Origin of the sequence: Streptomyces sp. NPDC089799 (genome assembly GCF_040684755.1) — a bacterium.
Taxonomy (GTDB): domain Bacteria; phylum Actinomycetota; class Actinomycetes; order Streptomycetales; family Streptomycetaceae; genus Streptomyces.
Genome location: NZ_JBFBGR010000013.1, coordinates 161,701 through 187,826 on the forward strand (window position 1 = coordinate 161,701; position 26,126 = coordinate 187,826).

26 protein-coding genes and 1 riboswitch are annotated in these 26,126 nt (G+C 70.3%); of the genes, 17 read left to right on the top strand and 9 right to left on the bottom strand.

Annotated features, from left to right (window positions below; genetic code table 11):
• Positions 1-11 precede the first annotated feature (11 nt).
• Positions 12-290 (top strand): hypothetical protein, encoded by a 279-nt coding sequence (locus AB0O36_RS17225; RefSeq protein WP_365110494.1) that lies wholly within the window; start codon positions 12-14, stop codon positions 288-290.
• Here the strand turns inward: AB0O36_RS17225 and AB0O36_RS17230 are convergent.
• On the bottom strand, positions 262-1,044 hold the full coding sequence (locus AB0O36_RS17230; RefSeq protein ID WP_365110497.1) for a hypothetical protein: 783 nt from the start codon (positions 1,042-1,044) through the stop codon (positions 262-264). The two genes, AB0O36_RS17225 and AB0O36_RS17230, sit on opposite strands and share 29 nt — an antisense overlap.
• 70 nt (positions 1,045-1,114) lie before the next feature.
• Between AB0O36_RS17230 and AB0O36_RS17235 the strand changes: the two genes are divergently transcribed.
• Together AB0O36_RS17235 and AB0O36_RS17240 are read left to right on the top strand one after the other, a co-directional pair.
• Positions 1,115-1,933: an adenosylcobinamide-GDP ribazoletransferase gene (locus AB0O36_RS17235; protein ID WP_365110500.1), complete on the top strand. Its 819-nt coding sequence runs from the start codon at positions 1,115-1,117 to the stop codon at positions 1,931-1,933.
• A 116-nt stretch (positions 1,934-2,049) separates the two neighbouring features.
• A complete protein-coding gene (locus AB0O36_RS17240; RefSeq protein WP_365110603.1) occupies positions 2,050-2,760 on the top strand; it encodes a response regulator transcription factor in 711 nt (236 codons plus the stop codon).
• 16 nt (positions 2,761-2,776) lie between these two features.
• Here the strand turns inward: AB0O36_RS17240 and AB0O36_RS17245 are convergent, their stop codons facing one another.
• Both AB0O36_RS17245 and nadA read right to left on the bottom strand, forming a co-directional pair.
• On the bottom strand, positions 2,777-3,433 hold the full coding sequence (locus tag AB0O36_RS17245; RefSeq protein ID WP_365110503.1) for a hypothetical protein: 657 nt from the start codon (positions 3,431-3,433) through the stop codon (positions 2,777-2,779).
• A 121-nt stretch (positions 3,434-3,554) separates the two neighbouring features.
• The gene (nadA, locus tag AB0O36_RS17250) at positions 3,555-4,733 is read right to left on the bottom strand and encodes a quinolinate synthase NadA (protein WP_365110506.1); all 1,179 of its coding nucleotides are present in this window, start codon (positions 4,731-4,733) and stop codon (positions 3,555-3,557) included.
• Positions 4,734-4,966: 233 nt separating this feature from the next.
• Between nadA and erpA the strand changes: the two genes are divergently transcribed.
• Positions 4,967-5,323, top strand: a complete 357-nt coding sequence (erpA, locus tag AB0O36_RS17255; RefSeq protein WP_365110509.1) for an iron-sulfur cluster insertion protein ErpA — start codon at positions 4,967-4,969, stop codon at positions 5,321-5,323.
• 114 nt (positions 5,324-5,437) lie between these two features.
• Here erpA and AB0O36_RS17260 read toward each other — a convergent pair whose 3' ends face one another.
• Together AB0O36_RS17260 and AB0O36_RS17265 are read right to left on the bottom strand one after the other, a co-directional pair.
• Positions 5,438-7,054 carry a hypothetical protein gene (locus AB0O36_RS17260; protein WP_365110511.1) on the bottom strand — a complete coding sequence of 539 codons (1,617 nt, stop codon included), beginning with the start codon at positions 7,052-7,054 and terminating at the stop codon, positions 5,438-5,440.
• A 114-nt stretch (positions 7,055-7,168) separates the two neighbouring features.
• Positions 7,169-7,390 (bottom strand): hypothetical protein, encoded by a 222-nt coding sequence (locus AB0O36_RS17265; protein ID WP_365110615.1) that lies wholly within the window; start codon positions 7,388-7,390, stop codon positions 7,169-7,171.
• Positions 7,391-7,534: 144 nt separating this feature from the next.
• Here AB0O36_RS17265 and AB0O36_RS17270 point away from each other — a divergent pair, with 144 nt between their 5' ends.
• Positions 7,535-8,512, top strand: a complete 978-nt coding sequence (locus AB0O36_RS17270) for a carbohydrate kinase family protein (protein ID WP_365110514.1) — start codon at positions 7,535-7,537, stop codon at positions 8,510-8,512.
• Between the two features lie 404 nt (positions 8,513-8,916).
• Here the strand turns inward: AB0O36_RS17270 and AB0O36_RS17275 are convergent, their stop codons facing one another.
• A complete protein-coding gene (locus AB0O36_RS17275) occupies positions 8,917-10,311 on the bottom strand; it encodes an aminotransferase class V-fold PLP-dependent enzyme (RefSeq protein ID WP_365110516.1) in 1,395 nt (464 codons plus the stop codon).
• 341 nt (positions 10,312-10,652) lie between these two features.
• Here AB0O36_RS17275 and coxB point away from each other — a divergent pair, with 341 nt between their 5' ends.
• From coxB to AB0O36_RS17295, 4 genes are all read left to right on the top strand, one after another.
• Positions 10,653-11,603 (top strand): cytochrome c oxidase subunit II, encoded by a 951-nt coding sequence (coxB, locus tag AB0O36_RS17280; RefSeq protein WP_365110519.1) that lies wholly within the window; start codon positions 10,653-10,655, stop codon positions 11,601-11,603.
• Positions 11,600-13,333, top strand: coding sequence for a cytochrome c oxidase subunit I (gene ctaD / locus AB0O36_RS17285; RefSeq protein ID WP_365110522.1), 1,734 nt, complete (start codon positions 11,600-11,602; stop codon positions 13,331-13,333). Before coxB ends, ctaD begins: the two co-directional genes overlap by 4 nt.
• Positions 13,330-13,728, top strand: a complete 399-nt coding sequence (locus AB0O36_RS17290) for a cytochrome c oxidase subunit 4 (protein WP_365110525.1) — start codon at positions 13,330-13,332, stop codon at positions 13,726-13,728. Before ctaD ends, AB0O36_RS17290 begins: the two co-directional genes overlap by 4 nt.
• 113 nt (positions 13,729-13,841) lie before the next feature.
• On the top strand, positions 13,842-15,092 hold the full coding sequence (locus tag AB0O36_RS17295) for an Ig-like domain-containing protein (protein ID WP_365110528.1): 1,251 nt from the start codon (positions 13,842-13,844) through the stop codon (positions 15,090-15,092).
• A 106-nt stretch (positions 15,093-15,198) separates the two neighbouring features.
• On the opposite strand, the gene AB0O36_RS17300 is transcribed toward AB0O36_RS17295, so the two are convergent.
• Positions 15,199-15,600: a hypothetical protein gene (locus AB0O36_RS17300; protein WP_365110530.1), complete on the bottom strand. Its 402-nt coding sequence runs from the start codon at positions 15,598-15,600 to the stop codon at positions 15,199-15,201.
• Positions 15,601-15,799: 199 nt separating this feature from the next.
• Between AB0O36_RS17300 and AB0O36_RS17305 the strand changes: the two genes are divergently transcribed.
• From AB0O36_RS17305 to AB0O36_RS17330, 6 genes are all read left to right on the top strand, one after another.
• On the top strand, positions 15,800-16,420 hold the full coding sequence (locus AB0O36_RS17305) for a heme-copper oxidase subunit III (protein ID WP_008738823.1): 621 nt from the start codon (positions 15,800-15,802) through the stop codon (positions 16,418-16,420).
• 79 nt (positions 16,421-16,499) lie between these two features.
• Complete coding sequence (locus AB0O36_RS17310) at positions 16,500-17,309, top strand: c-type cytochrome (RefSeq protein ID WP_365110533.1); 810 nt, start codon at positions 16,500-16,502, stop codon at positions 17,307-17,309.
• On the top strand, positions 17,306-18,364 hold the full coding sequence (locus AB0O36_RS17315) for a Rieske 2Fe-2S domain-containing protein (protein WP_365110536.1): 1,059 nt from the start codon (positions 17,306-17,308) through the stop codon (positions 18,362-18,364). The genes AB0O36_RS17310 and AB0O36_RS17315 overlap by 4 nt, the downstream gene beginning before the upstream one ends.
• On the top strand, positions 18,361-19,986 hold the full coding sequence (locus tag AB0O36_RS17320; protein WP_365110538.1) for a cytochrome bc complex cytochrome b subunit: 1,626 nt from the start codon (positions 18,361-18,363) through the stop codon (positions 19,984-19,986). Before AB0O36_RS17315 ends, AB0O36_RS17320 begins: the two co-directional genes overlap by 4 nt.
• A 182-nt stretch (positions 19,987-20,168) precedes the next feature.
• Complete coding sequence (gene trpD, locus AB0O36_RS17325; protein ID WP_365110540.1) at positions 20,169-21,233, top strand: anthranilate phosphoribosyltransferase; 1,065 nt, start codon at positions 20,169-20,171, stop codon at positions 21,231-21,233.
• Positions 21,234-21,319: 86 nt separating this feature from the next.
• Positions 21,320-21,436, top strand: a riboswitch (SAM riboswitch).
• Between the two features lie 242 nt (positions 21,437-21,678).
• Positions 21,679-23,127: an aminotransferase class V-fold PLP-dependent enzyme gene (locus AB0O36_RS17330; RefSeq protein ID WP_365110542.1), complete on the top strand. Its 1,449-nt coding sequence runs from the start codon at positions 21,679-21,681 to the stop codon at positions 23,125-23,127.
• 91 nt (positions 23,128-23,218) lie between these two features.
• Here AB0O36_RS17330 and AB0O36_RS17335 read toward each other — a convergent pair whose 3' ends face one another.
• Both AB0O36_RS17335 and AB0O36_RS17340 read right to left on the bottom strand, forming a co-directional pair.
• Positions 23,219-23,500 carry an Lrp/AsnC ligand binding domain-containing protein gene (locus AB0O36_RS17335; RefSeq protein WP_365110544.1) on the bottom strand — a complete coding sequence of 94 codons (282 nt, stop codon included), beginning with the start codon at positions 23,498-23,500 and terminating at the stop codon, positions 23,219-23,221.
• On the bottom strand, positions 23,463-24,218 hold the full coding sequence (locus AB0O36_RS17340; protein WP_365110547.1) for a rhomboid family intramembrane serine protease: 756 nt from the start codon (positions 24,216-24,218) through the stop codon (positions 23,463-23,465). The genes AB0O36_RS17335 and AB0O36_RS17340 overlap by 38 nt, the downstream gene beginning before the upstream one ends.
• A 129-nt stretch (positions 24,219-24,347) precedes the next feature.
• Here AB0O36_RS17340 and AB0O36_RS17345 point away from each other — a divergent pair, with 129 nt between their 5' ends.
• Together AB0O36_RS17345 and AB0O36_RS17350 are read left to right on the top strand one after the other, a co-directional pair.
• The gene (locus AB0O36_RS17345; protein WP_356409713.1) at positions 24,348-24,587 is read left to right on the top strand and encodes a hypothetical protein; all 240 of its coding nucleotides are present in this window, start codon (positions 24,348-24,350) and stop codon (positions 24,585-24,587) included.
• Positions 24,588-24,634: 47 nt separating this feature from the next.
• On the top strand, positions 24,635-25,999 hold the full coding sequence (locus AB0O36_RS17350) for an NYN domain-containing protein (protein WP_365110606.1): 1,365 nt from the start codon (positions 24,635-24,637) through the stop codon (positions 25,997-25,999).
• Positions 26,000-26,126: the final 127 nt, after the last annotated feature.

Here is a 26,126-nt window from a genome sequence, read left to right on the forward strand (position 1 = left end):
ACGGGGCCGTCATGATCGTCCGCATCATGGGGGAGGGACAGGTCCGGCTCGCCGACGAGCACCTCGCCGAGCTGAACAAGCTCGACGACCTGCTGCTGGAGGAGATGGAGAAGGGCGACGGCCCGGGCTTCCGGGCCACGCTGCACGCCCTGCTGGACAAGGTCCGCGAGCTGGGCACGCCCCTCGCGGACGAAGCTCTGGAGCCCTCCGGACTGATCCTCCCGCCGCCCGGCGCGACCCTCGCCGAGGTGCGCGAGCTGCTCAGTGACGACGGTCTGATCCCCGGCTGAGGCGTCCGGGCTTCCGCTCGGCGTCCGGCGCCCCGCCGATGAAGTCCTGGAACCTGCGCCTCCGTACGGCCCAGCGCCGGTCGTGGTGGAACGCCCGCAGGCCCGCTTTCGCGCGGGCCCGCGGGCGGTTCACGTAGAACCTCTTCGCGTACGGCGACGCCGGCCGGGCCAGCCGGACCGCCCCGATCAGCGCCACGAAGGGGACCAGGACGCCGATCAGCGCCGTGCGCGGCTTGCCCTTCCACAGGGCGACCAGGGCCAGGAAGAAATTGGCCGCGGTGTTGATCGCGACCAGCCCCCGGTTCTGCAGCTCACCGACCGTGAGGTCGTTGACCCCGAAGGGCAGGAAGCCGCACAGCACCAGCCCGACCAGCGCCGCCGTCAGCACCACCACCTCCACGCTCTTGCGGCCGTCCTCGCTCCAGTAGACGTCGTCGAGGTGCAGGATCAGGGCGAACTCGTCCAGCACCAGGCCCGCACCGAGCCCGAACAGGACCGCCGAGACCATCGCGCCGAAGCCGTAGCGGCCGCTCCCGACCGCGCCGAAACCGCCGATGATCACCAGGACCACGCCCGGCACCACGTGGTGGACGTGCACGCCGCCCGGGGTGATGTTCTTGAAGGGCCCGCGGCCCGCCCGGATCATGCGGGTGATGACCCGGGTGACCAGGAAGGACGTCACGAAGGACAGCAGGGCCAGGAGCAGCGGGAGCTTTCCCGGCTCGACGATGTTGCGATACCACCAGTGACCCATACCACCAGCTCCCGATCTGTCCCCTTCCGGGTAATTTACCGGTCGCCGCGAGCAGGTAGCGTTCCGGCCGATGACCGCTTCGCACTCGCCCGAGTCCTCCCCGCCCGCCGACCGTGCCCCGCTCGGCGACGGCATCCGGTTCGCCTTCGGCACCCTCACGGTGCTGCCCGCCCGGATCACCCGCTGGGACCGCCCCGCCGCCCGGACGGGCATGCTCTGCGCCCCGCTGGCCGGCCTCGTCGTCGGCCTGCTCGCCACCCTCCCCGGGCTCCTGTTGCTGCTGCTCGGCGGGGGACCGCTGCTCGCCGCAGCCGCCACCCTCGCCGTCCCGGCCGTCCTCACCCGCGGCCTCCACCTGGACGGCCTGGCGGACACCGCCGACGGCCTGGGCAGCGCCAAGCCCGCCGAAGTGGCCCTGCGGATCATGAAGCAGTCCGACATCGGCCCCTTCGGGGTCATCACGTTGCTGCTCGTCCTGCTGATCCAGGCGGCGGCCCTCGCCGACCTCTACGCCGAGGACTGGACGCACGGAGCCCTGGCCACCGTGCTGTCCGCGGTCACCGCCCGGCTCGCCCTCACCCTGGCCTCCCGGGCCGGGGTCCCGCCCGCCCGCCCCGAGGGACTCGGCGCCGCGGTCGCCGGCGCCGTCCCGGGAGGCTCCGCCCGGCTCCTCGCCGCCCTGGTCGTCCTCGTGTCGGCGGCCGCCGCCCTGCCGCTCGGCGTGCCCGCCGCCCTCCAGTGCGGCGCGGCCGTGGCGGCCGCCCTCGGCGCGGCGGAACTCCTGCTCCGCCGCTGCATCCGCCGCTTCGGCGGGGTCACCGGAGACGTGTTCGGCGCCGTCGCGGAGACCGCCGGCACCGCCGCCCTGGTGGTCCTGGCCCTGGGCTGATCGCCGGCGCGCGGGCCCGCGTAGGCTCTGGTCCCGTGGAACACACTCCGGGAGACGCGCCCACGGACCTGCCGCACCTGCCGTACGCGACGGACCCGGCGGACCTGCCCTATCCGGTGGACCGGGGGTCCACCGGGCCCATCAGGGTGCTGCTCGCCGACGACCAGGCGCTGCTGCGCAGTGCGTTCAAGGTCCTCGTCGACTCCGAACCCGACATGGAGGTGGTCGGGGAGGCGTCCGACGGGGCGCAGGCGTACTCCCTGGCGCGGGAACGCGCCGCCGACGTGGTCCTGATGGACATCCGGATGCCCGGCACCGACGGACTCGCCGCCACCCGCATGATCAGCGCCGACCCCGGACTGTCCGGTGTCCGCGTGGTGATGCTGACCACCTTCGAGGTGGACGAGTACGTCGTCCAGGCCCTGCGCGCCGGAGCCTCCGGCTTCCTCGGCAAGGGCGCGGAGCCCGAGGAACTCCTCAGCGCGATCCGCATCGCCGCGGCGGGCGAGGCCCTGCTCTCCCCGGCCGCCACCAAGGGCCTGATCGCCTCCTTCCTCGCCCAGGGCGGCGGCGCCCACACCGCCGAGGGGATCCCCGGCGGCCCGCACGCGGAACGCCTCACCGCCCTTACCGGCCGCGAACGCGAGGTCCTCGTCCAGGTCGCAGGCGGCCTGACCAACGACGAGATCGCCGCCCGCCTGGAGGTCAGCCCCCTCACGGTCAAGACCCACGTCAACCGCGCCATGGCCAAACTCGGCGCCCGCGACCGCGCCCAACTGGTCGTCGTGGCCTACGAATCGGGCCTGGTCCGCCCCCGCACGGACTAGCCGCACGACGGTCGGCTCAGCCGAACCAGTGGTAGCAGCCGTCCGAGGGTTTTCCGGGCACGTCGGACCGGAACTCGCGGTAGCCCTCGGTGCCGGTCAGGCTTGTGACGTCCGGATCCTGGAGGCGGATGCAGACGGGCAGGCCGATCGGATCCTGGCCGCTGGCCCGGTGCAGCATCAGGGTTCCTTTCAGAGCGCTTGCCGTGGGCGTCCAGTCGAGGGCCGTGAAGTGCAGGGACGGCAGCTGCGGTTCGTCCCGGATCACCGAGAACGGAGCCGGGTCGGCGAGGTAGGTGAAGAAGATGTCACCGGACCCCTTGTCGTATGACCATTTGACCGCTTGCTGCCAGAAGAAGTGCGGCACGGGGGAGGGCGTCCCCTTCGCCCCGCCGACGGGTGTGAGGGTCAGCCGGGCATCGGTGATGACTTCCACCGTGTCGGTTTCGACGCGCGTGGACACCGACGGCTGGATGAAGACGGAGAGCGCATGGTTCTTCTTGTGCCAGTCCATCCTGATGAGCCGGGGTGGGGCGACCTCGGTCTGCGGCGGATCCGGGAGCCCGTCGAGGAAGTTGTACGTCGAGAAGGCGAGGGCGATCAGGGCAGCCACGGTGGACACCCAGGTGTGGATTCCCAGGGAGTGGGGCCTACCCGGCTTGGGCGTGTCGGGCATGACTCCAGCGTGGAAGCGGGCCCCGCGGTCCGCCAGCCCGACTGGGCCGGGCAGGGTATGCGAAAGGGGCACCCCGTGGGGTGCCCCTTTCACCGAGCCGCCGTCACCGGCCGGCCCGCCGTTACGGCAGCGCCAGCATCCGCTCCAGTGCCAGCTTGGCGAAGCTCTCGGTCTCCTTGTCGACCTGGATCCGGTTGACCAGGTTGCCCTCGGCCAGGGACTCCAGCGTCCACACCAGGTGGGGGAGGTCGATGCGGTTCATGGTCGAGCAGAAGCAGACCGTGCGGTCGAGGAAGACGACTTCCTTGCCCTCGGGGGCGAATCGATTCGCCAGCCGCTTGACCAGGTTCAGCTCGGTGCCGATGGCCCACTTCGAGCCGGCCGGGGCCGCCTCCAGGGCCTTGATGATGTACTCGGTGGAGCCGACGTAGTCAGCAGCCGCCACGACCTCGTGCTTGCACTCGGGGTGGACCAGTACGTTCACGCCCGGGATGCGCGCGCGCACGTCGTTGACCGAGTCCAGGCTGAACCGGCCGTGCACCGAGCAGTGGCCGCGCCACAGGATCATCTTGGCGCCGCGCAGCTGATCGGCGGTCAGGCCGCCGTTCGGCTTGTGCGGGTTGTAGACCACGCAGTCGTCCAGGGACATGCCCATGTCCCGGACGGCGGTGTTCCGGCCCAGGTGCTGGTCCGGCAGGAAGAGCACCTTCTCTCCCTGCTCGAAGGCCCACTCCAGGGCCTTCTTCGCGTTGGACGAGGTACAGATGGTGCCGCCGTGCTTGCCGGTGAACGCCTTGATGTCGGCCGAGGAGTTCATGTACGAGACGGGCACCGTGATGTCGGCGATGCCGGCCTCGGCCAGCGCGTCCCAGCACTCCGCGACCTGCTCGGCGGTGGCCATGTCGGCCATCGAGCACCCGGCTGCCAGGTCGGGCAGGACGACCTTCTGGTCGTCGGAGGTCAGGATGTCCGCCGACTCGGCCATGAAGTGCACACCGCAGAAGACGATGTACTCGGCCTCCGGCTTGGCCGCCGCGTCACGCGCCAGCTTGAAGGAGTCGCCGGTGACGTCCGCGAACTCGATGACCTCGTCACGCTGGTAGTGGTGGCCGAGGATGAAGACCTTGTCCCCGAGCTTCTCCTTGGCCGCGCGGGCGCGCGCCACCAGGTCCGGGTCCGACGGCGACGGCAGGTCACCGGGGCACTCCACACCCCGCTCGCTCTTGGGGTCGGCCTCACGGCCGAGCAGCAGCAGGGCAAGGGGCGTCGGCTGGACGTCCAAAGGCTGGGCGGTGGTCACGACACGCACCCTTTCTGTTCCGCGGCGACGAGGCTTCTCGTCTATATGACGCTATTTATCATAACCCGTTCACGTCAGTTTGACGATGGCCATTGTGTCGATGTGACGAATTCGCCGGTGCATCGTGGCGCCCCACCCGTCCGCCCCGGTGTGCGAGCATGGGAATGAATACGTGGCTGCGTCGGTTGCACCGACGGCAAGAGTCCTCCGCCCCACTCCGGGAGTGAATGCAGATGTCCGTTCAGGACGAGAAGACCAGTGTGAGCGACGGCATCCTCCTGTCCGACGCCGCCGCCTCCAAGGTCAAGACCCTGCTCGAGCAGGAAGGCCGGGACGACCTGGCGCTGCGTGTCGCCGTACAGCCCGGCGGCTGCTCCGGCCTCCGGTACCAGCTCTTCTTCGACGAGCGCTCGCTCGACGGTGACGTCGTCAAGGACTTCGACGGCGTCAAGGTCGTCACGGACCGCATGAGCGCCCCGTACCTGGGCGGCGCCTCCATCGACTTCGTCGACACCATCGAGAAGCAGGGCTTCACGATCGACAACCCGAACGCCACCGGCTCCTGCGCCTGCGGCGATTCCTTCAGCTAAACCCTGAACGGCAGAAGGGGCCCGCACCGGATCTGTCCGGTGCGGGCCCCTTCCGCATGCTCCCGCCCCCCGGGACAGCCGTGCGTCGCACGGCTGTCCCGGGAGCGGCGCGTCTCAGGAGGTGCGGGCCAGCTCCTTGGCGGTCGTGGCGTCGATCACCGGACGTCCGCCCAGCGGTTCCTTCAGCGTCGCCGACAGCGACATCTCCTGGGCGATCAGGATGCACGCCCGGCCGGGCTCCTTCGGGGTGTCGGTGATCCGCACCGAGACCGCCGCCGTGCTCTCCCGCACCTCCAGGGCGTACGTGCTGCACACCCCGCCCCAGAAGTGAACCGTCAGCTTCCGGTCCGCCTCGTCGTACGAGAACCCGGGCACCGCCATCCGCCCCACCCCGTCCTGCCCCGGCTCCGCCACGGCGGCCTGCGCGACGGTGCGCCCCGGGGCGCCGTTCCGCCCCGCCACCTCGAACAGCCAGGCCGGCTCCAGCCCGCGGACCCCGTCCACGGTGGCCGGGGCCAGCCCCAGCACCGCCTTCTCCACCGTGTCGGTCCGGGGCGGCTTGATCGGCCGCGGTTCCGGGTTGCACGGCACCGTGTCGGTCCCCACCGCCGAGGGCGCCGACGGGTCCTCCAGCGGGACCGGGGTGGCGCAGCCGCTCGGGCCGGTGACGGGCGGCCGCGCGGCGGCGTTCAGCTTGTCCAGGGCCGCGGTGGCGGTGATCACCGAGCGCTCGCCGGCCCGCTCCGGCGCCTTCAGCTCTCCGCTGCCGGCCACCACCGTGCCGGCCGGGCCCACGCTGATCCTCGCCGACCAGCCCTGGGTGGGCAGTCCGCCGATCACCGGGTCCGCGACGACCACGCGTACGGCGCCCTGGGTCAGCCGGGCGTCCAGCTTCGCGTCCCGCTGGCCGATGGCCTCCAGCACCGGCCCGGCCGCGGCCTTCGCGGCGTCCTCCGTGACGGCCGGTCCCGGGTCGCCGGCGTCGCCGGCGCCGGGGAGGGTCGCCGGGCCGCAGGTGTCCTTGCCGCGCCGGCAGTCGTCGCCGCCGGCCGGCCCGGCGGCGGTGAAGCTCCAGGTGCCGGGCGCCTGCCGGGTCACCCGCAGGAGGGGCCCGCCCGAGTCCCCGGTCTGCCCGGCGACCCACTGTGCGCCGGACAGCCGGGGCGTGCCCCCGATGCCCAGCTTCGCGGCGAGCCGGGCCACCTCGGCCTCGGTGACCTCGCCGCCGGCCTTGAACGCGGGGGCACTGCCCGGGCCCTGCGGGAGCGGGTTCCTCGCCTCGTAGACGACGCCGCCGCCGGAGGGGTCGGGCTCACCGGGTGCAATGCCGGGGTTCCCGGGTTTCCCGGAGGAGGGGCTCGCGGCGGGGCCGCCGCCCCCGTCCCGGGCGGCCATCGCGGCCGCCGTCCCGGGCTTCGTGCCGTCCCCGTGGGCCGAGGCCGCCCAGTACGCCGTCCCTCCACCGACCAGCAGCACCGCCGCCGCCACCGCACCGGCGAGCAGGGCCGGGCGCCGCCGCGCCCCCCTGCCCGCCGCTGCCGCGGGCGCATCCGCGGCCGCAAGTTCGGTCGTCTCGGCCGTACCGGCTGCACCGGTCGTACCGGCTGCACCGGCTGCACCGGCCGTACCGCCTGTGCCGGTCGTACCGGCTGTGCCGGCTGCACCGGTCGTATCGGCCGTGTCGGCCGGTTCCGGGGTGTGAGCCGGTTCCGGGGTCTCCGAGCTGGTCACCGCATCGCTCCTTCGCCTGCCTCGCCGTCCGTGGTGCCGGTGGGACGGAACAGACGCGCAACCGGTTCCCTCCTCCTCTCCTTCCCTTCCCGTTCCCTTCCCCTTCCTTTCCCTTCAGTCCCCGTCCAGTGCCGTGGCGGTGATCATCCGGGCAGAGTCCGGCGGCACCGTGATCCCGTGGATCTGCGCGGCGGTCACCGGTGCTCCGGCGGGTTCCGCGGGGACGCCCCAGTGCGGCGCCATCCTGGCGCAGTCGCCCAGCATCCGGGCGAAACCGGGCCGGGTCAGGGCTTCGGCGCCGCGCACGGCGGCGGTGTACTCCGAGAAGTCGGTCATGGGGGCACCGTAGGGCGCGGGCGGGGTGGGGGAAAAGACCTACTATCGGGTAGTTCTGGTGCCTCGGAATGGCGCGGAATGCCCTTGGGGAGCGGGTAGCGTGGACTGTCACCCCTTGCCGCCCCTCGCAGGAGCATCCACGCCGTGCGTATCGCAGTCACCGGCTCCATCGCCACCGACCACCTCATGACCTTCCCCGGCCGCTTCGCCGACCAGTTGGTCGCGGACCAGCTGCACACGGTCTCCCTCTCCTTCCTCGTCGACAACCTCGACGTGCGCCGGGGAGGCGTCGGCCCGAACATCTGCTTCGGCATGGGACAGCTGGGCAGCCGCCCGATCCTGGTCGGTGCGGCGGGCTACGACTTCGACGAGTACCGCGCCTGGCTGGAGCGGCACGGCGTCGACACCGAGTCCGTCCGCATCTCCGAGGTGCTGCACACGGCGCGCTTCGTCTGCACCACGGACAAGGACCACAACCAGATCGGCTCCTTCTACACCGGCGCCATGAGCGAGGCCCGGCTGATCGAGCTGAAGGCCGTCGCCGACCGGGTGGGCGGACTGGACCTGGTCCTGATCGGCGCCGACGACCCCGAGGCGATGCTGCGCCACACCGAGGAGTGCCGGACCCGGGACATCCCGTTCGCGGCGGACTTCTCCCAGCAGATCGCCCGCATGGACGGCGACAACATCCGCACCCTGATGGAGGGCGCGACCTTCCTCTTCTCGAACGAGTACGAGAAGGGCCTCATCGAGACCAAGTCCGGCTGGACCGACGAGGAGATCCTCGGCAAGGTCGGCACCCGCGTCACCACGCTGGGCTCGCGCGGCGTGAAGATCGAGCGGGCCGGCGAGGAGCCGATCACGGTCGGCTGCCCGGAGGAGACCGCGAAGGTCGACCCGACCGGCGTGGGCGACGCCTTCCGCGCCGGCTTCCTGACCGGCCTCGGCTGGGGCGTCGGCCTGGAGCGTGCCGCGCAGGTCGGCTGCATGCTCGCGACGCTGGTCATCGAGACCCTGGGCACCCAGGAGTACACCCTGGCCCGGGCCCACTTCATGGAGCGCTTCACCAAGGCGTACGGCGACGAGGCGGCCGCCGAGGTCCAGGCGCACCTGGCGCAGTAGCCCGCCGGGGGCGGAGCCGGCCTTGGCGCGTGCTGCGCCGCCCGGGCTTCCGCCCCCGCGGTGCGTGCTGCGCCGCCCGGGCTTCCGCCCCCGCGGTGCGTGCTGCGCCGCCCGGGCTTCCGCCCCCGCGGTGCGTGCTGTGCCGCCCGGGCTTCCGCCCCGGCCGGGTACGGCCGTCGGCCCGTCGGCCCTGCGGGGGCATTGCCCCTCCCCGCCCCTTCCCGAAACCGGCGCTCCGCCCCGGACCCCTTTTTCACCTGCGGCCGGTGGGGGGCTGGTCGCGCAGTTCCCCGCGCCCCTGTCAGCTCCGCTTGGAGCGGGGTCCGGGGCCGCAGACCCCGGTTTCGGGAAGGGGTGGGGAGGGGCAAAAATCCGCGCAGCGGACCCGCCCCCCCCCACGGGAGTCAGTGCGTGCGCCGCACCCGGTAGGCGACCGCGTCGCCGGACGCGGCGGACTCGCCCAGGTACTCCTGGTCCCGCATCGCGCACCACGCCGGAATGTCCAGCCGCGCGACCTCGTCGTCCGAGAGGACGGTGACGACCCCGCCCACCGCCACGCCGCCGATCGCCCGCGCCAGCTCGATCACCGGCTGCGGGCAGCGCAGACCCAGCGCGTCCACCGTCAGGGAGTCCGCCTCCCCGCCCACCGGGACGGGGGGCGCCTCGGAGACGCCCAGCTGCTCCCGGACCCCGGCCACCGCGCGCGGCAGTGCCTCCAGGAAGGCGTTGACCTCCTCCGCCGTGGTGCCGTGCGGCAGCGACACCCGTACGTTCCCCTCCGACAGCACCCCCATAGCGTTCAGCACATGGCTCGGCGTCAGCGTCGAGCTGGTGCAGGAGGATCCCGAGTTCACCGAGAACCCGGCCCGGTCCAGTTCGTGCAGCAGCGTCTCCCCGTCCACGTAGAGACAGGAGAACGTGACCAGATGGGGGAGCCTGCGGTCGGCGTCGCCGACCACCTCCACGTCCGGCACCAGCCGGGCCACCCGCCGCCGGATCCGGTCCACCAGCACCCGCAGCCGGGCCGCCTCCGCGTCCGCACCGTCGCGGACCGCCCGCAGCGAGGCCGCGGCGGCCACGATGGCCGGCAGGTTCGGGAAACCGGGGGAGCGGCCCGACTCCCGCTCGTCCGCCGGGCCTTGGGGCGCGTACCGGACGCCCTTGCGGACCGCGAGCAGTCCGACTCCGGCCGGTCCGCCCCATTTGTGGGCGCTGGCGGTGAGTACCGACCAGCCGGCCTCCACCGGCCCCCACGGCAGCGACTGCGCCGCGTCCACCAGCAGCGGCACCCCGGCCGCCGCGCACACCTCGGCGGTCTCCGCCACCGGCTGCAGGGTGCCCACCTCGTGGTTGGCGGACTGCAGGCAGGCCAGCGCGGTGTCCGGTCGGTCCGCCAGTTCCCGCGCGTACGCGTCGGCCGACGCGGCACCGGTCCGGCCGACCGGCACCCGCAGGACCGTTCCGCCGGCCGCCTCGTGCGCCTCCGCCGCATGCAGTACAGAACTGTGTTCGACCGCTGATACGACCAGGTGGCCGCCGACCCTCCGGCGCCCCGCCAGGACCCCGGACACCCCCGCGTGGACCGCGTGCGTCCCCGAAGGGGTGAAGACGAGTTCGTCGGGACGGCACCCCACCGCGTCGGCCGCGGCCTCCCGCGCCGCGTCCAGGAGCAACCGGGCGCGCCTGCCCTCCCGGTAGAGCCGGGCGGGATCGGCCCAGCCCTCGTCGAGGGAAGCCTGCAGCGCCTGCCGGGCGACCGGGTGCAGCGGAGCGGAGGAGGCGACATCGAAGTACGGCATCCGGTCACGCTAACCGGCCGGGCCCGGTGCCGGGTTCAGGGGGCGTCAAGCGGCGTGCGGAGGAGGCCGTTCAGCCACGCGGAGGCCGTCCCCCGTACGGCCGAGCCACCCCTTCGGGGGCAGTAGCGGCGCGTTGGGCACCCTCCCCGCGCGACCCCAAATAGCGTCCAGTAGGGTTTGGTCCGCATAAACATCCAAACCCCTGCCTGCGCGTCAGGGCCGGCGACCGACCCAACAGACGGCCGCGGCCGTAGCGCGGGCCGAGACTCTCGGGAAGGCGCTACGTGAGTCCCTACGGCTCCGACCTCCCCCACCGCCCCAAGGGCGTGGGAGGTACCCCCATGCCGCGGCGCCCGATGCGGCGGAAGCTGCTGCAGGCGCTGACGGCGGGTGCGGTCCTGGCAACCGCCACCGGTTGCTCGTACACATATAAAGACTTCCCCAACCTCGGAATGCCGGACCCGGTCACCGAGGAAGGTCCGCGCATCCTCTCGCTGTGGCAGGGGTCGTGGGCGGCCGCGCTGGTCACGGGCATCCTCGTCTGGGGCCTGATCATCTGGAGCGTGATCTTCCACCGGCGCAGCCGCACCAAGGTGGAGGTCCCCCCGCAGACCCGGTACAACATGCCGATCGAGGCGCTGTACACCGTGGTCCCGCTGATCATCGTCTCGGTGCTGTTCTACTTCACCGCGCGCGACGAGTCGAAGCTGCTCGCCCTCACCGCCAAGCCGCCGCACACCATCAACGTGGTCGGCTTCCAGTGGAGCTGGGGCTTCAACTACGTCGAGAACGTCGACGGTGACGCGGCGACCCCGAAGGCGGGTGAGGTCCCCAAGGAGCTCGCCTCCATCCCGGACCGCTACAGCAAGCAGTTCCCCGCGGGCGCCGAAGGCGTCTACGAGAAGGGGACTCCGGCCGATGTGAACGCCGAGAAGGGCTGGCCGGGCCCGACCCTCTACCTGCCCAAGGGTGAGAAGGTCCGCTTCATCCTGTCGTCGAACGACGTCATCCACTCCTTCTGGGTGGTCCCCTTCCTGTTCAAGCAGGACGTCATCCCGGGCCACACCAACGTCTTCGAGGTCACCCCGAACGAAGAAGGCGTCTTCATGGGCAAGTGCGCCGAGCTCTGCGGCGTCGACCACTCCCGGATGCTGTTCAACGTCAAGGTCGTCTCCCCCGAGGAGTACCGGGCCCACCTCAAGGAACTGGCCGAGAAGGGGCAGACCGGCTTCCTGCCGGCCGGCATCAAGCAGACTGACCCGGCCCGGAACGCGGAGACGAACAAACTGTGAGCATCCTCAACGAACCTCAGGGTGCCGCCGCAGCCGACTCGTACGAGAACGAGCTGCCGGTACGGCGCAAGCAGCCCGGGAACGTGGTCGTGAAGTGGCTCACCACCACTGACCACAAGACCATCGGTACGCTCTACCTGGTCACCTCGTTCGTGTTCTTCATCATCGGCGGCATCCTGGCGCTGTTCATGCGCGCCGAGCTTGCCCGTCCGGGTACGCAGATCATGTCGAACGAGCAGTTCAACCAGGCGTTCACGATGCACGGCACGATCATGCTGCTGATGTTCGCGACGCCGCTGTTCGCCGGATTCGCGAACTGGATCATGCCGCTGCAGATCGGCGCGCCCGACGTGGCGTTCCCGCGGCTGAACATGTTCGCGTACTGGCTGTACCTCTTCGGCTCCACCCTCGCGGTGGCCGGCTTCATCACGCCGAACGGCGCCGCCGACTTCGGCTGGTTCGCCTACTCCCCGCTGTCGGACGCGGTCCGGTCGCCGGGCATCGGCGCCGACATGTGGATCATGGGTCTGGCCTTCTCCGGCTTCGGCACGATCCTCGGCTCGGTCAACTTCATCACCACGATCATCTGCATGCGCGCTCCGGGCATGACGATGTTCCGCATGCCGATCTTCACCTGGAACGTGCTGCTGACCGGTGTCCTGGTCCTGCTCGCCTTCCCGGTGCTGGCCGCCGCGCTCTTCGCCCTGGAGGCGGACCGCAAGTTCGGTGCCCACGTCTTCGACTCGGCCAACGGTGGCGCACTACTGTGGCAACACCTCTTCTGGTTCTTCGGACACCCAGAGGTGTACATCATCGCGCTACCGTTCTTCGGAATCATTTCCGAGGTCATTCCGGTCTTCTCCCGCAAGCCGATGTTCGGTTACATCGGTCTGATCGGTGCGACGATCGCGATCGCCGGTCTGTCCGTGACCGTGTGGGCGCACCACATGTACGTCACCGGCGGCGTGCTGCTCCCGTTCTTCTCCTTCATGACCTTCCTGATCGCGGTACCGACCGGTGTGAAGTTCTTCAACTGGATCGGCACCATGTGGAAGGGCTCGCTGTCCTTCGAGACCCCGATGCTGTGGGCCGTCGGCTTCCTGATCACCTTCACCTTCGGTGGCCTGACCGGCGTCATCCTGGCCTCGCCCCCGATGGACTTCCACGTCTCCGACTCGTACTTCGTCGTCGCGCACTTCCACTACGTCATCTTCGGCACCGTGGTCTTCGCGATGTTCTCCGGCTTCCACTTCTGGTGGCCGAAGTTCACGGGCAAGATGCTGGACGAGCGCCTCGGCAAGATCACCTTCTGGACGCTGTTCTTCGGCTTCCACGGCACCTTCCTGGTCCAGCACTGGCTGGGTGCCGAGGGCATGCCGCGCCGCTACGCGGACTACCTGGCCGCCGACGGCTTCACCACCCTGAACACGATCTCGACGATCAGCTCGTTCCTGCTCGGCCTGTCGATGCTGCCGTTCTTCTACAACGTGTGGAAGACCGCCAAGTACGGCAAGAAGATCGAGGTCGACGACCCGTGGGGCTACGGCCGTTCGCTCGAATGGGCGACGTCCTGCCCGCCGCCGCGGCACAACTTCCTCACGCTGCCGCGCATCCGCAGTGAATCGCCGGCGTTCGACCTGCACCACCCGGAGATCGCGGCCCTCGAGCACCTCGAGGACCACGCCGGCGTCAAGTCGGCCGTCACCGCTGGCAAGGAGGCCGGAAAGTGAAGATCCAGGGCAAGATGTTCCTCTGGCTCTCGGCCTTCATCCTGATCATGGCCGTCGTGTACGGCGTGTGGTCGAAGGAGCCGGTCGGAACCACCGCGCTGTTCCTGGCCTTCGGCCTGAGCGTCATGATCGGCTACTACCTGGCCTTCACGGCCAAGCGTGTGGACGAGATGGCCCAGGACAACAAGGAGGCCGACGTCGCGGACGAGGCCGGCGAGCTCGGCTTCTTCTCCCCGCACAGCTGGATGCCGCTCGCGCTCGCCATCGGCGGTGCGCTGGCCTTCAGTGGCGTCGTCTTCGGCTGGTGGCTGCTGTACTTCTCCACCCCGCTGATCCTGGTCGGCCTGTGGGGCTGGGTGTACGAGTACTACCGCGGCGAGAACGCGAACCAGTAAGCGGTTCCGGTTGACCCACTTGGGGCCCGGTCACCTCATCCGTTGAGGTGGCCGGGCCCCTCTTTTGCGCCATAGAACGCGCCAGATATGTCGGATATTCATAACGTGGCCCCATGAGTCACACACCGCGTCTTTGGACGGTTGTCAGCTGCTCCCTGCTGGTCGCGTCCCTCGGGGCCGGCGCCACCGCGTGCGGGGGAGGCGACCACCCGCTGTCCGCCAACCCTTATGACGCGGCCGATCAGGTCGCCTTCAACCAGGCCGCGGGCAGCCGCCCCGTCGATCCCGACCGGCCGCTGGAGGTGACGGCGAAGGGTGCGGGCGGGAGCCGCATCACCGACGTCACGGCAGTGGACACGCACGGCCGCCGGCTGGCCGGCGAACTCTCCGCCAAGGGCGACCGCTGGCACAGCACCGTGCCGCTCGCCGCCGGCGTCCGTTACACCGTCACCGTGAGCACCGAGAACGACAAGGGCGCTCCCGGGCAGCGCACGCTGGCGTTCGACACCACCCCGGCGAAGAAGCTCCTCAAGGTCGAATTCGGCCCGGAGAGCGGCACGTACGGCGTCGGACAGCCCGTCGTCGCCGAACTCAACGAACCCGTGAAGGACAAGGCCACCCGCACCCTGGTCGAACGCGCCCTGGTGGTGGACGTCAAACCCCAGCAGGTGGAGGGCTCCTGGTACTGGGTCTCCGACGACACCCTGCACTTCCGTCCGAAGGACTACTGGCCCGCGCACTCCACCGTCACCGTACGGAGCAACCTGGAGGGCATCCGGATCGGCAAGGACCTGCACGGCGCCGCCTCGAAGCAGCTCAAGCTGGACATCGGCGACCGCGTCGAGGTCATCACCGACGCCGCCTCGCACTACATGACCTTCAAGCGCAACGGAGAGGTCGTCACCACCCTCCCGGTGACCACCGGAAAGCCCGGCTTCGCCACCCGCAACGGCACCAAGGTGGTGCTCGGCAAGCAGTACTACGTCCGGATGCGCGGCGACACCGTCGGCATCGGCGGCAGCGAGTACTACAACCTGGACGTCTACTGGGCGACGCGGGTCACCTGGAGTGGTGAATACGTCCACGCCGCGCCCTGGTCCGTCGGCTCCCAGGGGTACGCCAACGTCAGCCACGGCTGCACCGGCATGAGCACCGGCAACGCCGCCTGGTTCTTCGAGAACATCCGTGAGGGTGACCTCGTCACCGTGGTCAACAGCATCGGCGAGTGGATGACGCCGTTCGACAACGGCTTCGGCGACTGGAACCTGGACTGGGAGGAGTGGCGCGAGGGCAGCACCCTCCTCAAGGGCGTCCGCGACGGCTACAACCCCGTCGACCACGCCCGGCTGCGCCCGCAGGTCTGACACCGGTGTGCGGGTACCCCCTGCGGGGTACCCGCACACCGCCGTTGTGCCAGGAGTTCACGGAGCCGTCAGGAGTGCGCGGAGCCGTCAGGACTTCACAGAGCCGTCAGGAGTTCACGGACAGCCGGGCCCTCAGCAGGCCCGCCAGGGCGTCGGGGAACTCCACCGGGTCCACCGGAAGGGTCACCGCGGCGTCCGCGCGGCTCCAGGTGGCCAGCCAGGCGTCCTGGGGGCGCCCCATCAGCAGCAGCACGGGCGGGCAGCGGAAGATCTCGTCCTTGATCTGCCGGCAGACGCCCATGCCGCCCGCGGGCACGGCCTCCCCGTCCAGCACGCAGACGTCGATCCCGCCCCGCTCCAGCTCCTTCAGCACGGCCGGCAGCGTCGCGCATTCGAGGTACTCCACCTCGGGCAGGTCCGCGGCGGGCCTGCGGCCGCCCGCGAGCCGCACCTGCTCCCGGGTGTTGGAGTCGTCGCTGTAGACCAGAACCCTCGCAGTCGCCCGCATTTGTTTCCTCCACGCGTCAGGAAATCTTGCGCGGATGCTACTCCGTCCGACGTGCTGTCAGCAGCGCTTCGGACAGGGATCCGGACGGACGGGCGAAGGAGGACGAAGGCCGCTCCGATGGGCCGTTCGGGCAGTGCACACCTCCCGGACACTCCGAACGGCACCCCCCGGCGTGAGGGCCGGATAAGCGACCGACATAATGTCGGTCGTGGCGACAGCAACGACAGTAGATACCGGGCACGCGCACCCGACGGTCAATCGACCGAACCTCGTCAGTGTCGGAACGATCATCTGGTTGAGTTCCGAGCTGATGTTCTTCGCGGCCCTCTTCGCGATGTACTTCACCCTGCGATCGGTGACCGGCGCCGAGTACTGGACGGAACAGGCATCGGCCCTGAACCTTCCCTTCTCGGCGACGAACACCACGATCCTGGTGCTTTCCTCCCTCACCTGCCAGCTCGGCGTATTCGCCGCGGAGCGCGGTGACGTGAAGAAGCTCCGGACGTGGTTCATCATCACGTTCGTCATGGGTGCGATCTTCATTGGCGGCCAGGTGTTCGAGTACACCGAGCTGGTCAAGCACGAGGGCATGAGCCTCTCGTCCGGTCCGTACGGCTCGGTCTTCTACCTGACCACCGGCTTCCACGGACTGCACGTGACGGGCGGACTCATCGCCTTCCTGCTGGTCCTCGGCCGGACGTACGCGGCCAAGAGGTTCACCCACGAACAGGCCACCTCGGCCATCGTCGTGTCCTACTACTGGCACTTCGTCGATGTCGTCTGGATCGGCCTCTTCGCCACGATCTACCTGATCAAGTAGCGAACACACGCGGCCGGGCCCGCGCCCGGCAGTACATCCAGAAACACCGACGCAGAAGATCCTGACACCGGGGTAATCCGTGAAAAAGCTCTCCGCACGACGACGCCATCCGCTGGCGGCGGTCGTCGTTCTACTCCTCGCGCTGGCGGCCACTGGGGGGCTGTACGCCGCCTTCGCCCCCGCGGGCAAGGCGCAGGCCGATGAAACCGCCCAGTCCCTCGCCATCGAGGAGGGCCAGAAGCTCTACGCCGTGGGTTGCGCAAGCTGCCACGGAACCGGCGGTCAGGGTTCCTCTGACGGCCCGAGCCTGGTGGGCGTCGGCGCTGCCGCCGTCGACTTCCAGGTGAGCACGGGCCGCATGCCCGCCCAGCAGCCCGGCGCCCAGGTGCCGAAGAAGCCCGTCATCTACACCCAGGCTCAGACGGACCAGCTGGCCGCGTACATCGCCTCCCTCGGCGCCGGCCCGGCCGCGCCGACCGAGAAGCAGTACAACCCGGCGGGTGCCGACATCGCCGCGGGTGGCGAGCTGTTCCGCAACAACTGCGCGCAGTGCCACAACTTCACCGGCGAGGGCGGTGCGCTGACGCACGGCAAGTACGCGCCCAACCTTGAGGACGTCTCGCCGAAGCACATCTACGAGGCCATGCTCACCGGCCCGCAGAACATGCCTTCCTTCCCCGACAGCACCATGCCGGAGAAGGAGAAGAAGGACATCATCGCGTACCTCCAGCACGTGAACGGCGAGTACTCGACCAACCCGGGTGGTCTCAAGCTCGGCGGCCTCGGCCCCGTTTCCGAGGGTCTGTTCGGCTGGGTCTTCGGTCTGGGTGCGCTGATCGCTGTCGCCGTCTGGGTCGCGGCCCACACCGCTAAGGCCAAGAAGTCATGAGTAGCCAAGACATTCCCGAAGAGAAGCACCTGCCGAGCGAGCAGGGCGACGCGCACCACGCCGGTGTAGCGGTCGCGGACGACCCGTTCGCCGACCCCGGCCTGCCGGCCCACAAGCCTCGTATCCAGGACATCGACGAGCGCGCGGCCAAGCATTCCGAGCGCACCGTGGCGCTGCTGTTCACGGTGTCGATGCTGGCCACGATCGCCTTCATCGTCGCGTACGTGGCGATCCCGGTCGACAAGATCGTGTTCATCTGGCCCTTCGGCCACGTGAGCGCGCTCAACTTCAGCCTCGGCCTGACCCTGGGCACGGCCCTGTTCTGCATCGGCGCGGGCGCGGTCCACTGGGCCCGCACCCTGATGTCCGACGTGGAGGTCGCCGACGACCGGCACCCGATCGCCGCGGCTCCCGAGGTCAAGGCGAAGGTCCTGCAGGACTTCGCCGACGGCGCCGAGGAGTCCGTCATCGGCCGCCGGCCGCTGATCCGCAACACCATGCTCGGCGCGCTGGCCCTGGTGCCGCTCTCCGGCCTGATGCTGCTGCGCGACCTGGGCCCGCTGCCCGAGGACAAGCTCCGCAAGACCGTCTGGGCGAAGGGCAAGCTGCTCATCAACCAGAACACGATGGAGCCGCTGCGTCCCGAGGACATCGTGGTCGGCTCGCTCACCTTCGCCAAGCCCGAGGGCCTGGAGGAGGAGAGCCACGACTACATGCAGCAGATCGCCAAGGCTGCCCTGATGATCGTCCGGATCAAGCCGGAGGACATCAAGGACAAGCAGGAACTCGAGTGGTCCCACGACGGCATCGTCGCCTACTCGAAGATCTGCACCCACGTCGGCTGCCCGATCAGCCTGTACGAGCAGCAGACGCACCACGTGCTCTGCCCGTGCCACCAGTCCACCTTCGACCTCTCCGACGGCGCCCGTGTCATCTTCGGCCCGGCCGGTCACGCGCTTCCGCAGCTGCGGATCGGTGTGAATGACGAAGGCTTCCTCGAAGCGCTCGGCGACTTCGCGGAGCCCGTCGGTCCTGCATTCTGGGAGCGCGGATGAGCACTGCCACGACCACGGAGCGCAAAGCGCCGCGCGGCGAGCGCGTAGCCGACTGGGCGGACGGCCGCCTGGGCATCTACAGCCTCGCCAAGGCGAACATGCGCAAGATCTTCCCGGACCACTGGTCCTTCATGCTGGGCGAGATCTGCCTCTACAGCTTCATCATCATCATCCTCACGGGTGTGTACCTGACGCTGTTCTTCCACCCGAGCATGAACGAGGTCGTGTACCACGGCTCGTACGTGCCGATGCAGGGCGTCCGGATGTCCGAGGCCTTCGCCTCGACCCTGGACATCAGCTTCGACGTCCGCGGCGGTCTGCTCATCCGGCAGATCCACCACTGGGCGGCCCTGATCTTCGTCGCCGCGATGCTCGTGCACATGATGCGCGTCTTCTTCACCGGTGCGTTCCGCAAGCCGCGTGAGGTCAACTGGGTCTTCGGCTTCCTGCTGCTGGTCCTCGGCATGTTCACCGGCTTCACCGGTTACTCCCTGCCGGACGACCTGCTCTCGGGCACCGGTGTCCGCTTCATGGAGGGCGCGATCCTGTCCGTGCCGATCGTGGGCACGTACCTGTCGATGTTCCTCTTCGGCGGCGAGTTCCCCGGCCACGACTTCGTGGCCCGGTTCTACTCGATCCACATCCTGCTGCTGCCCGGCATCATGATGGGCCTGCTGGTGGCCCACCTGATCCTGGTCTTCTACCACAAGCACACCCAGTTCGCGGGTCCCGGCCGGACCAACGAGAACGTCGTGGGCATGCCGCTGCTGCCGGTCTACATGGCCAAGGCCGGAGGCTTCTTCTTCCTGGTCTTCGGCATCATCGCGGCCATCGCCGGCATCGCCTCGATCAACCCGATCTGGGCGCTCGGCCCGTACGTCCCGGACCACGTGTCCACGGGCGCGCAGCCGGACTGGTACATGGGCTTCTCCGAGGGCCTCATCCGTGCCATGCCGGGCTGGGAGATCAACCTGTGGGGCCACACCCTGGTCCTGGGCGTGTTCATCCCGCTGGTGATCTTCCCGCTGGTCCTGGCGGCCATCGCGGTCTACCCGTTCATCGAGTCCTGGGTCACCGGCGACAAGCGCGAGCACCACATCCTGGACCGCCCGCGCAACGCCCCGACCCGTACCGGTTTCGGTGTCGCCTGGATCGTCTGGTACGTGATCCTGCTGATCGCCGGTGGAAACGACATGTTCGCGCAGTACTTCCACCTGTCGATCAACTCGATCACCTGGTTCGCGCGGATCGGCTTCTTCGTGGGCCCGGTCATCGCCTTCGTGATCACCAAGCGGATCTGCCTCGGCCTCCAGCGCCGGGACAAGGACAAGGTGCTGCACGGCCGCGAGACCGGCATCATCAAGCGCCTGCCGCACGGTGAGTTCGTCGAGGTGCACGAGCCGCTCTCGCAGGGCGAGCTGCACAAGCTCACCTCGCACCACCAGTACACGCCGCTGGAGATCGGCCCGACGGTCGACGAGAACGGTGTCGAGCGCAAGGTGGGCGCGGTCGAGAAGCTCCGCGCCAAGCTCAGCCGCGGCTGGTACGGCGAGGGCACGCAGATCGACAAGCCCTCCGCCGAGGAGTACAAGGAGATCCAGAGCGGCCACGGCCACCACTGATCCGGCCGGATCCCCGGCGGATCCACCGGTTGATCTCCCAAGCCCCGTATCAGGCTGAAAACAGATCGCCACGGCGAGAGCCCCGTCCAGTCGCTGGACGGGGCTCTCTGCCGTCCGCGCCCGCTGGATACGCTTGAGTTCCCGTTGATTCCCACAAGCGACCGATGACCCAGGAGCGGACCATGAACGTGGTGACCCAGACAGGCCGCGACGACGTGGCGGCCAGGTCCTGGCCGGCCGTCCTCGAAGCCCTTCTGACCGGCAACGATCTCGCTGCCGAGGACACCGAATGGGCCATGGACCAGATCATGCGGGGGCAGGCCACCGACGCCCAGATCGCCGGCTTCGCGGTCGCCCTGCGGGCCAAGGGCGAGACCGTCGCGGAGATCAACGGCCTCGTCCGCGCCATGTACGAGCACGCCAACCTGATTGATATTCCGGGTCGTACCGTGGACATCGTCGGGACCGGCGGGGACGGCGCGAAAACGGTCAACATCTCCACGATGTCCTCCATCGTGGTGGCCGGCACCGGCGCCAAGGTGGTCAAGCACGGCAACCGGGCCTCGTCCTCCGCGAGCGGCGCCTCCGACGTGCTGGAGAAGCTCGGCGTCAACCTGGACCTCACCCCCGCCCGGGTGGCGGCGGTCGCCGAGGAGGCCGGGGTCACCTTCTGCTTCGCGGTCAAGTTCCACCCCGCGCTGCGGCACGTCGCCGCGGCCCGCCGCGAGCTCGGCATCCGCACCACCTTCAACTTCCTCGGCCCGCTGACCAACCCGGCCCGGGTGCGCGCGCAGGCGACCGGCGTGGCCGACGCCCGGATGGCACCCATCGTGGCCGGCGTGCTCGCCGAGCGGGGCTCCTCCGCGCTGGTCTTCCGCGGCGACGACGGCCTGGACGAGCTCACCACCACCGCCACCTCGCGGGTCTGGTGGGTGCGCGACGGCCGGGTCGACGAGCAGGCCTTCGACCCGCGGGACGTCGGCATCCCGCTGGTCGACGTATCCGAACTGCGCGGCGCCGACGCCTCGTACAACGCGGACGTGGCCCGGCGGCTGCTGACCGGGGAGACCGGCCCGGTGCGGGACGCGGTCCTGCTGAACTCGGCCGCGGCCCTGGTCGCCCTCGACCCGGGCACCGGCTCCCTGGAGGAGCAGCTGCGGGCCGGTATCGCCCGCGCCGCCGAGTCCATCGACTCGGGTGCGGCCCGCTCCGCGCTGGAGCGCTGGGTTCGCGCCAGCAACCTCTAGTTTCCGGCCTCCGTCGCGCGAGCCCCCGTCCACATGCCGGAACGGGGGCTTGCGCTTTCTCGATCATGTGGCAGGATTCTTGACCAGGTCACGAGTGACAGCGTCAAGGCCCCGGCTCGCTGTCCGGCAACCCTCCTTCCGTGGCGGGGTGCCCCGGGTGATGACCAGGTCGTGGACAGCAAGGTCCACGGCAAGCGCGGATCCCTCGACACCAGGGGTCCTGGTCTCTCGAGGAGCGTTTTCCGTGAGCAAGCGAATGCGATAGGCGCCTAGCGCCCTTTCTTCCCCCCTCGGAACAGGGTTCCTTCCGCATGCCCGCGCCATCTCCGCGGTCCCGCGGCCCCCTGGCGCCCCCGAGGCATTCCCGTACCCCGGTCGGCCGCCGCGCCGCACCCGCGTACGGCCAGCGAAGCCATTCAGCCCTGCCATCCCGGGAGACACCGCCATGTCCGCGTACGCCGACGCCGCCACCACCCTCACCTCCGCCGGCACTGCCGCCGCCGACTCCGCTGCCGCCACCGCCTGCTGCCGCACCGAGGTCGCCGGGTCCGCCCGTGCCGAAGGCTCCGCCGCACCGCTGCCCGTCCTCGGCCGCGACGTCACCGTCCCGCTCGTCACCGGCGGCGAAGTCACCTACGCCGCCCTGGACTACGCGGCCAGCGCCCCCGCCCTGCAGCGGGTCTGGGACGACGTCGCCGCGTACGCCCCGTACTACGGCAGCGTGCACCGCGGAGCCGGTTACCTCTCGCAGCTGTCCACCGACCTGTTCGAGCAGAGCCGCGCCACGGTCGCCGAGTTCCTCGACTGCCGGTCATCCGATCAGGTGATCTTCACGCGGTCCACCACGGACTCGCTGAACCTGCTGGCCCGGGCCCTGCCGGCCGGCTGCCGGGTCTTCGTCTTCGAGACCGAGCACCACGCCTCGCTGCTGCCGTGGGGAGACGCGCAGGTCACCTACCTCGACGCGCCGCGCACCCCGGGCGAAGCCGTCGAGACCCTGGAGCGGGCGCTGGCCGACCGCGACCCCTACGGCCCGGCCCTGGTCTGCGTCACCGGTGCCTCGAACGTCACCGGCGAGCTCTGGCCGGTGAAGGAACTGGCCGCGGCGGCCCACGCGCACGGCGCCCGGATCGTCCTGGACGCCGCCCAGCTGGCGCCCCACCACGCGGTGTCCGTCGCCGACCTCGACGTGGACTGGGTCGCCTTCTCCGGCCACAAGCTCTACGCGCCCTTCGGTTCGGGCGTGCTGGCCGGTCGCGCGGACTGGCTGCAGCAGGCGGAGCCGTACCTGGCCGGCGGCGGAGCCTCCCGTACGGTCGCGCGCCGTGAGGACGGTGGCGTGGACGTCGCATGGCACACCACCGCCGCCCGCCACGAGGCCGGCTCCCCGAACGTGATCGGCGTCTACGCCATCGCCTCGGCCTGCCGCGCCCTGACCGAAGCCGGCTTCGACACCCTGGTCGACCGGGAGCGGCAGCTGATCGCCAAGGTCCGGGCCGGCCTGGCCGACGTACCCGAGGTACGGGTCCTGTCGCTGTTCGGCGACGACGCCCCCCGCGTCGGCGTGATCTCCTTCGTGGTGGACGGCTGGAACAGCTCCCACTTCGCGGCGGCCCTTTCCGCCGAGTACGGCATCGGCGTCCGCGACGGCCTCTTCTGCGCGCACCCGCTGGTCCGCACCCTGCTGGGCGGCGAGGCGCAGCAGCCGGGCGAGTGCGGCGCCCCCGAGGCGGCCCCCGGCGAGCGGTCCCTGAACGCCATCCGGGTCAGCTTCGGCGCCGGCACCCCCGACGAGCACGTCGACCGGTTCGTCCGCGCGGTCCGCGAGCTGGTCACCGACGGCGCGAAGTGGCAGTACCGCACCGAGGAGGGCCGCTGCGTCCCGGCGGTCTGACCCCCATGAACTCCCGGCCCTGACTACCCGGGAAACCGCAGGCCCGGCGGGAGGAGCCCCCGCCGGGCCTGTCGGCTGTCCGCGACCGGTGCTAGGCGTCGAGACCGATCGCGAAGGCCGCCTCCAGGTCGTGCTGGGAGTAGGTGCGGAACGCGACGTGCGTGTCGGTGGCCTCGACGCCCTGGATCTTGCTGATCTTGCCCGGGATGATGTCCGCCAGGTTCTCGTGGCGGGCCACCCGGACGATGGCGATCAGGTCGTAGGTCCCCGTCACCGAGTAGACCTCGCTGACGTTCTCCAGGGCCGCGATCGATTCCGCGATCTCCGGAATACGGTCAACGCTGGTCTTGATGAGCACGATCGCGGTGATCACTTGTGGTGTCTCCCTCGGTGTCCGTCGCTGGTCGGCCCACTCTAGTCGTACGCCGATAGCGCACCCAGGCGTAGGCGAACCCCAGGGAGAAGCCCACCAGATGGGCCAGGTACGCCACCCCCGGCCCGCTGCCCGCACGGTGCGCCGCCAGCCACTGGAGGGCGAACCAGGACAGCAGCACCATCCACGCCGGGAAGCGCAGCGGCAGGAACAGCAGGAAGGGGAAGAGGCTGGTCACCCGGGCCCGCGGGAAGAGGCACAGGAACGCCCCCAGGACCGCCGAGATCGCCCCCGACGCGCCGACCAGGGTCTGCTCCTGCGAGGCGTGCGCCGCCGCGTACGCCACCAGCGACAGATAGCCCGTGCAGAGGGAGAAGAGCAGGAACTCCGCCCGGCCCATCCGCTCCTCGGTCATGGCCCCGAAGACGAAGAGGAACAGCATGTTGCCCAGCAGGTGCAGCCAGCTGCCGTGCACGAACAGCGCCGTCAGCGGGGTGAGCAGTTCGCGTATGCCGCCGCCGAACAGCTCGGCCGGCACCACCCCCCAGCGCCGGAAGTACTCCGTCCCCGACTCCACCAGTGCCTCGCCGGTCCCGTAGCCGGGATTCAGGCCCGAGGCCGGTCCGATCAGGAACACCGCAGAGCAGCCCGCGATCAGGGCGTGCGTGACCACCGGACCCCGGGCGGCCTCCCGCACGGTCCGCCACCTTACGATCATGCGAAGAGCATGGCGTAACCGGACGGATACCGATCGCATGCCCCGCCGATGCCGGGCGGGCCGTAGGGTTACGTGCTGCCGCCGGTGAGGCGGTTTACTTGAATGAGCGACGAAGGAGAGAACGGCATCATGACGGTCCCCCTGCCGACCGAGACGACCCGCTGGCGCTGCACGCTGTGCGGCAATCTCACCCGGTTCGACGTCACCCGTTCGTCCAAGGTCGTGGAGTACGTCCACCTCGACCTCGCGGGAGAGCCCAAGGTCGAGGAACGCGAGGTGGTCAATGAGACCATCGAGTCGGTCCGCTGCCGTTGGTGCAACGCGGTGGACCAGATCGAACTGGTGGACAGGCCGGGCGCGGACTCCTGAGGGGAGCGGCGGACCGAGGGAAGAAGAAACAACGGTAGGGGTGACGGATTGTGGAACCGGCAAGCGGTGCTGAGCCGGCCGACGGGGCCGGTGACGCCGCGGAGGTCCTCGACCGCCCGCTGCCGGAAGGCGTGCGGCGCAAGGTCGTCGCGCTGGTCTCGGACGCCTTCGGCGGGCTGACCCTCGCCGACCTGCCGGCGCAGCTGCGGCAGTACGCCCGGTTCACCCCCTCCCGCCGCGCCAAGTTCGCGGGCAACGCGATGGCGGCCGCGGTGGAGACGGACGCCGTCTTCCGCGGCCGGGTCGCCGAGAAGGTGCGCGAGGCACAGCCCGAGCTCGCCACCGCCCTGGAGTCAGGCGCGCCGCCGGCCGCCGCCGACCCCCTCGACGTCGCGGCCGCCGCCTACGTGCTGCGCCCCGTCGGCTGGGTCAAGCTGGTCGCCGCCGCCGGCGAGGAGGCGCAGCGCGCCGACGCCGAACGGATCGGCGAGGAGAGCCGGCGCGAACTGGAACGGCTCCGCGAGGAGCTGGCCGAGGCCCGCGACGCACAGCGCAGTGGCGGCGAACAGCTGCGCACCGAGCTGGAGACGGCCCGCAAGGAAGCCGAATCGCTTCAGCGGAAGCTGCGCAGCGCGCTCAACGACGTCAAGCGCGGGGAGGCCGCACTGCGCAAGACGGCGGCCGAGATCGAGGGCATCAAGGGCGAGGCGGCCGCGCAGGTGGCGGCCGCGGAGAGCGAGAACCGGCGCCTCAAGGCGCGGCTCGGCGAGGCCGAGTCGGCCCTGGAGGCGTCCCGCCGGGCCACCCGCGAGGGCCGGAGCGTCGAGGACATGCGGCTGCGGCTGCTGCTGGACACCGTGCTGGACGCGGCCCAGGGGCTGCGCCGCGAACTGGCGCTGCCGCCGCTCTCGACCCGTCCGGCGGACACCGTCGACGCGGTGGAGCCGGGACGGATGACCCCGAAGGACATCGCGGCGCGCGCCCTGTCGGAGACCGACCCGGCGCTGCTGGACCAGCTGCTGGCGCTGCCCCAGGCACATCTGGTGGTCGACGGGTACAACGTCACCAAGACCGGCTATCCGACGATGCCGCTGGAGCAGCAGCGGCTGCGGCTGCTGGGCGGCCTGTCCATGCTGGCGGCGCAGACCGGGGCCGAGATGACCTGTGTGTTCGACGGCGCGGAGCTGGCCGCCCCGGTGCTGTTGGCGCCGCCGCGCGGTGTCCGGGTGCTGTTCTCCAAGCCGGGCGTGACGGCGGACGAGCTCATCCGGCAGCTGGTGCGGGCCGAGCCCTCGGGCCGCCCGGTCGTGGTGGTCTCCACGGACCGGGAAGTGGCGGACGGGGTGGCCAAGGCGGGTGCCCGGCCGGTCGCGTCCCTCTTGCTGCTGAAGCGGCTTTCGCGCGTCTCGTAACACCCGTCACGGATGTAACTCCTGCACCCAATGCCCGAATTGGCCCGGTGATCGCGGAACGCAGGGTCAACTCGCCGGTACGCAGCGTGCGGTGAAGGTAAAGAAGCCGGTCGGGGGGCGGATTTTT